This window comes from Bifidobacterium amazonense, assembly GCF_018555435.2.
GTDB lineage: Bacteria > Actinomycetota > Actinomycetes > Actinomycetales > Bifidobacteriaceae > Bifidobacterium > Bifidobacterium amazonense.
Map to the genome: position 1 here is coordinate 21,077 of NZ_JAFEJT020000044.1, position 6,269 is coordinate 27,345.

The following is a 6,269-nucleotide window of genomic DNA, read 5'->3' on the forward strand; positions in this document are numbered from 1 at the left end:
TGTCCTCCGTGGTGTGGATTTCGGTTAGCGGCGGCGTAGGTCTACAAGCTCCATCAGCAGCTTCGTTCGTGGGTCATCGAGTATGCCCGGATACTGCTCGCGGAACTTTTTGTCTGCGTTGACCGTTCGGAGTAGTGCTGTCCAGATTTCCCTTCCGCTTCTCCCGTAAGCGAGCGCTTCCGGGCGCAGGAATACGGTCGACAGAAATCGACGTAGTAGGTGCTTGCTGGGACGGGCGTAGATGTCTTCTTCGTCCACCCGCTCTTTCCCTCTGCCCGGCTTGATGGCGGCCACATCGAAATCCTGTAGACGACGCCAGCCAGCCGTGAGCCTCGATGCATCCCAAGCCCCGTCTGCCTCTACATCCCATGCGTAGGACCTTGCGTGCTCTTTGATGCTCTCGTCTGGCAGCTCCTCCTCGGCCCTGAACGGCAGGCCGAGACTATCCGCTGCTGCCCCTGCAATGGAGATTGCGTCATCGGCTATGTCTTCGGCCAGTATTTCCCACGGCAGCTCATACCCCTTTGTCGCTCGTGCGATGGCGGCGGCGATGACTCCCGTCTTATCTGCTTTTATCGCGGCTTGCACTGTCTCGGGTTTCATGGCCCGTCCTTCCTCGGTCGGTCTTTCCGGCCTCACCATGTTAATATCTGCCACCGTGGCTTTTTGTCACCTATAGGCCCCTTATAGGCCCCGTTTTTCATGGCCTCCGCAAGCCGGTTTTCGGTCTATGTTACGTGTTTGTAAAACTTGTGTTACGAACATGTTAACAGTTCTCTGTCGTGCAGAAAACCCCGGTCCACCGAGGTTTTTGAAAATCGCGCTGTCTGATATTCCCACGGTGACACGTCGGAAAGGCCGACGCGAATACTGAAAGGACGTTCATCATGGACGGTAGGATTTCTCGGCTCGTTCTTCCCGTGGGTGCGTTTGCGCTCCGTGCTGTTTGCGCTCAAAGCTATAGGGATGCGGAGCCTCAGATGGAGCGCGGGGCTGACGGCAAGCCCTCCAGCACTCAGAAGCTTGTCGATGGCAAGCCGGTCTATCCCCTGCGCGGTCTTATTGTGCAGACACAGAACGAGAAGGGGGAATGGGTTGTGGCCGAAGGCGTTAGCGTCAAGGCTCGTGTGGCTAAGGATTGGCCGCTGTACGTCCCGCTTGCCCCGGCTGGTGAAAAGGTCATCGTAACTCCATACGCCACGGTGAGCGGTAAGTACGCTTCGGTGCGCTATAGCGTCATCGTGGATGACCTCCAGCCAGTGCAGAACAAATAATTATCGGACTGGCACGAGGGGGCGGGGCCAAAGCCCCGCCCCCTCATGGGGGAAGGTTTTTGAAATGGTTGGATTGTTTGCACGGCCCCGTGGCGCGGCCCCGCTGGAGGAATGCTTGGAACTGGAAGGCTCAGGCATATCCGCTGATGAATACCGCGCGGCATGGCAGGCGATTTGGGGAGACCCGCTGACCATCTACACCTACGATGGCGGCTTCATGGGGCTTGCGCCTGTGGACGTAACCACGGAGCCGGATTGCGTGTGCAGGCCCGAAGGCATTCGTAGGAACGTGGCGCTTCTCCGTTCTTATGGGGAGCTGGGTGGCCCTGACGCTTTGAACGATGAAGACTACACGTCGATTTTCGGAAGGGAGGGGTGGTCTGATGACGGCACAAGACTCATCACCAACGAACAACCCTTGCCCCTTGTCTGAGGCTCTTCGGGGTACCGGCTTGACGGTGCGCGATTACGTAGCCTTCTGGCAATGGGCTGGCGCACCGGACATAGCTGTAACGGATGTCTGGGGAATCACACGACTCTACCCGATTGATGAAGCGGTACGCCGGGGCGTGCTTTTCGACTCGTTGGAGGTCGCGTATAACGCGGCGTTGTTCCAGGAGGTACGTAGGGCGGCGCTTCGAGCGGCTGGCCTTGCCCTCGCTGACGGGGAACGGAGGAGCTGATGTTATTTGCAGGTCTTATCGGTTTCGCTATCGGATTCGTAACGGGTTCGTTAGCGGCGGCAACGGTCTTCGTTGCGATTGTTTGGATTGACGGAAAGGACTTTCATCATGGACGGGAAAAGACGGCCCGTGAAAGCGTGGCTGGAACCGGCGACTTATTCGGCTCTTCGGATGTGGGCTGCGGCGATACCGGGCATGACGATTTCAAAGCTGGTGGGGGCGGCGGTGCGCCGGGAGCTGGCGAGGCTGCAAGCCCAGCAGAAACCCCTGAGTCTGAACGACCCCGACCGGCTGGAGGGACTGACGGAGGAGGAGATAGACCCCCGCGTGGCGGCCGTATCGAGGTCTCTAAGGGCGGTTACGAACGATGGAAGCGGCAACGAGCCGAGGCGCGGGCTTCGCAAAATTCGGAGGCGGGCTGATGACGGTGCATGATGTGCTGGAATGGCTGACCACTACGAGCATGCCGGTGTGGTGCGTAGTTCTCGCTCTTTTTATTGGGGTTTTTGCCCGCGAGCTGGTCGGGGCTTGGAACCACAGCAGGGAACGGGAACGGGCTTATAAGGCCTACTGGGATGAGAGAGGGGGTGAGAACGATGATGAGGATAATCGATGGTGAGCCTTACGTCTCGCAATCCGACGTGGCGGCGCTTGGTGAGGTCTCGGATACGCAGATTATGCGACTGACCGCGCAGGGCGTTTTCCGCGATTCCATCAAGAAGCAGAACGGGCGGGCATGGTACCGGCTCACTGACATGCTGTCGTGGCGTAAGTCCCGGCAGAAGTAACGTCCACAAATGTGGACATGACCAAAGTTCCCGCTGGCCCCCGCGCTTGTCGCGGGGGTCAAGCGCCCCGTAAGGGGCGCGCAGACGCGACGGGCGGCTTGCCGCCCGGGCGCGCCAGTATTATTAGGGAACTTTGGGACAAAGCTATGAAAACCCTTACGGGAGTAGGCCTCGCGGGGCTTTTTAACTTCTGGGACAAGTCCCTTTAACTTTGGGACAAAACCTTGACTTTGGGACAGGAAATGAAAATACCCCTTGAAGCTGGGGACTTCGCGGGGCGAGATTAGGAGGTATCCTATGGTTGAAATATCCGGTCGGGAACGGCTATCGCTTGTTCGTGAGATTCGATATCCCGATGACGATAAGAAAAAGAAGTTGAACCGGCATAAGCGGTCGCGGGCATGGATGGTGACCATTGCCTCGAAATACGTGTGCGGGGATTGGTCGGTAATACTGGATGAGCTGAACGACATGGCGGCCTACGGCTGGTCGTACATGGGGCAGGCTGAAGAAGGAACCGGCAAACGCATGGCCTCCAATAAGGGCAAAAGGCCGGTCGATGATGACGGCCAATTCCTCTATGGTCGGGGCGGTAAGTACCGGGGAATGCGGCATGGCCATTTCATCGTCTATACCCCACGCATGAGAATGGGCACGTTTGCCGACCACTTCCCGACTCAGGCTCATATAGACCCGGTGGATAGAAGCCCGAAAGTCGTTGAGCGGTATGTTACGAAACTCGATACCCGCTTGACGATGCAGGATGACGGTGTGGATGGTGGCCCTTGGGAATCCGAAGGGTTCGACCCAGCCGGGCAGGGCAAACGCACTGATTTGAAAACCCGCGATGACGCGGTGAAAAAGGTATTGGCCGGTGCCATCCCGGACGTGTTGATGAGGGATGACCCGAAATTGATTGCTTATGACCGGTACCTTGACCGGGCGTATGAAATCGCAATGAAGGAGAAAGGCAAGAAAATGCGTGACGTGCATACGCTGTATGTATATGGTGAAACCGGAGTAGGAAAATCCCTATGGGCATGGCTCTATGGCAAGCGGCATGATACGGATGTATACAGACTGACCGATTACGCGCACCCTTGGGACAACTATCGTGGTGAGTCCGTGGTTATCGTCGAGGATTTCGATGGCCGTATGCGGCTCGATGACGTGTTGCGGTGGACGGATAGGTACCCCGTGGAGCTGACGGCTCGGTATGCGAATAAGCATGCGCTGTATGACACGGTGATATTCACTTCTAATAAGCCTATGAGCGGCTGGTATGGATACGATGAATTCGAGCCGAAGCAAGGCCCCATAAACCGCAGGATTTCAACGGTATGTGCGTCGCTCGGTTCGGACGGGGACACAATCAGCTTCCGTCACGTTGCAGGCCCCGAATGGCCGGAAAAGCTCGCGGATGAATCGCTGCGCTCGATGATAAGCGAGTCCACCGGCGTAGCCCCCTCGGGTGCGGATGGTCGCGGGTACATCGAGAAGCCCGAAACGGCCTTGGTCAAGACACCTCAGCCGGTGACGGATGGTGAAGCGTATCCCGTGGATATGTCCAGTCCAGCGGCATTGCCATTCACGGTCGATGCTGATGGCATCCCGATTGACTTGGGATGACCCCCCGTAGGGGCGTGGTACGGGCCGTAGCGGTACGCCGTGCTGGCAGTGACGCATGAGCGCGGGGCGGCGGTGCGCGGGCGATGTGCCGCAAGCCGAACGGTGCCCCCGCCGTGGAGCCGCCGCTTGCAAGGCGGAACGCCGGGGGATGTGCCGGACGGCGGCGGTGCCCCCGCATGTACCGACGATGCTCGCGCGGTGCGGTGCGTTGTGCGTCGCGTACCGCGCTCGTACCGCGCTTGGATTATTGATGCGGCTTCTGCTCTTCGTGACCAGTGGTGGGGTGCGCTTTGGCTGCGGTCATTCTCCGTAGGTATTGGGCTACGTTGGTTTGCCGCTCATCGGTTATCGCCTGTTCGACGGTTTGAACTATTGGCAGCTGCGGCTTCCGCTTCCGCATTGCCAGCTTCTTGGCGGCGGTCGCGTCTTTATCTGGCTCGCCGTGGTAAAGCAAAGCATCGTCCACTTTCTCTATGGCTTCCCGACGTTTGGCCTCGGTCGATTGAGTATACCTGTCAGTAATGCTGGCTCGTGCATGTCCTAGCAGGTCTTGGCAGACCGCATAATCGACGTTCTCCATGGCAAGAATGGACGCGAAGATGTGCCTGTTTGAGTGTTGCGGCCAGTGCCACGGGTCGTATTCCCGGTGCGGGAACGTCTGGATAGGATGGTCTGGGTGCCGGTAGTTGTAGTACGCTATTTGGCTTCTCGTCCATGCGACACCGCATGTGTTGGGCCTCAGCGGTTCACCATCTCGTGTATGAAAGACGTAGCTTTCCGGGTCGGGTTTCCCACCCTCGTGGTCTTTGATAGATTGCAGTGCGGTCATGACTCGTGCGGGCATTGGCACGATTCGCTGACTGGCCGCACTTTTCCCATGGGATTGCTTACGCCGGTGCCCTCCAAGCTCCACCACCGTGTCCTTGACGGTGATGTGCATGTCGCTAAGATTTACGTTTCTCCATTTCAGACCGCAGACCTCGCCGCGGCGTAGACCCATGGTCATCTCGATGAGAAAAACCGGGTACCACCGATAGCGCTCATATTCCCCGGTCTGGTAGCTGAGCCACCATAGCAAACCAGCCCCGTTGTGTATCCAGTCCGCTATGTATGTTTTCTGAGCCTGCCGTATGACGGGATGCTTTTCCACTTTGAGATACTGCGTCGGGTCTTTCGCGGCTGTTATCCACCCCTGTCGCACGGCGTAACCCCAAATGCCTCGTAGGTATTTACCCGCTGCCGGGTGCGCATCTATGAGCGCTTGCAGCTCTTGAGTCGTGTACTCGTCCATCCGCTTGTCCTCCATGACGCGGATGTAATGCTCAACTTCGTTTTCGTATGCGTGGTAGCTTGTCTCGGCAACTCCGCGTGTTCGGGCTTCCGCAAGCCATCCATCAATCGCTGAGTGAAGCCGATGCCCGCGATACTGGCGGCGAGGCGCGGCAAGACGCTTTTGTATGTTGCGATTGAGAGCGATGACCGCTTGGTTTTTTGCAGCGGCGACAAGTCTCTCGTCGGTTTCGTCATCCGGACATGGCGCCGTGCCCGTAATGAACCGACGCTCGTTTTCCAGCGTACGGTAGTACTTGACTGCGCGGTAGACGGGTCTTCCATGGCTCGTCGTCCTTACGATGCAGTCCGCAGGCCCCGCGAGGCCGTCAGGCTTGTTTTTCATACTCATAGGATAACACAACCGCTAACACAAAAAGCACTTGCTTCGCAGTGGCATCAAGAACATGAAACGTTGAAATAAAGCCATTCTGATGCTTTATGATTCAAAACAGTGAGTTCCATGATTCCCAGCCTACTACGAACGGCCGGTCGGGATCGCGGTGAGCCGGTGGCGGAGTTGGCTTCGCGGGTAATGGTTCGGAATCGCGCTTCGCGCGATGCTG

7 protein-coding genes are annotated in these 6,269 nt (G+C 57.7%); 5 read left to right on the forward strand and 2 right to left on the reverse strand.

What is annotated here, in order from left to right:
* Positions 1–24: 24 nt before the first annotated feature.
* A complete protein-coding gene (locus JS533_RS09810; protein ID WP_241514233.1) occupies positions 25–603 on the reverse strand; it encodes a hypothetical protein in 579 nt (192 codons plus the stop codon).
* Between the two features lie 284 nt (positions 604–887).
* On the opposite strand from JS533_RS09810, the gene JS533_RS09815 reads away from it, so the two are divergent.
* The 5 genes from JS533_RS09815 (at position 888) to JS533_RS09835 (ending at position 4,374) form a co-directional block, all read left to right on the forward strand.
* Positions 888–1,274, forward strand: coding sequence for a hypothetical protein (locus JS533_RS09815; RefSeq protein WP_241514234.1), 387 nt, complete (start codon positions 888–890; stop codon positions 1,272–1,274).
* Positions 1,275–1,389: 115 nt separating this feature from the next.
* On the forward strand, positions 1,390–1,707 hold the full coding sequence (locus tag JS533_RS09820) for a hypothetical protein (protein ID WP_241514235.1): 318 nt from the start codon (positions 1,390–1,392) through the stop codon (positions 1,705–1,707).
* A gap of 358 nt (positions 1,708–2,065) precedes the next feature.
* Entirely contained in the window at positions 2,066–2,392 is a 327-nt protein-coding gene (locus tag JS533_RS09825; RefSeq protein ID WP_241514236.1) for a hypothetical protein, read from the forward strand.
* A 161-nt stretch (positions 2,393–2,553) separates the two neighbouring features.
* Positions 2,554–2,745: a hypothetical protein gene (locus tag JS533_RS09830; protein ID WP_241514237.1), complete on the forward strand. Its 192-nt coding sequence runs from the start codon at positions 2,554–2,556 to the stop codon at positions 2,743–2,745.
* Between the two features lie 297 nt (positions 2,746–3,042).
* Positions 3,043–4,374, forward strand: a complete 1,332-nt coding sequence (locus JS533_RS09835; protein ID WP_241514238.1) for an RNA helicase domain-containing protein — start codon at positions 3,043–3,045, stop codon at positions 4,372–4,374.
* Positions 4,375–4,618: 244 nt separating this feature from the next.
* Here the strand turns inward: JS533_RS09835 and JS533_RS09840 are convergent, their stop codons facing one another.
* Positions 4,619–6,049: a tyrosine-type recombinase/integrase gene (locus tag JS533_RS09840; RefSeq protein ID WP_241514239.1), complete on the reverse strand. Its 1,431-nt coding sequence runs from the start codon at positions 6,047–6,049 to the stop codon at positions 4,619–4,621.
* Positions 6,050–6,269: the final 220 nt, after the last annotated feature.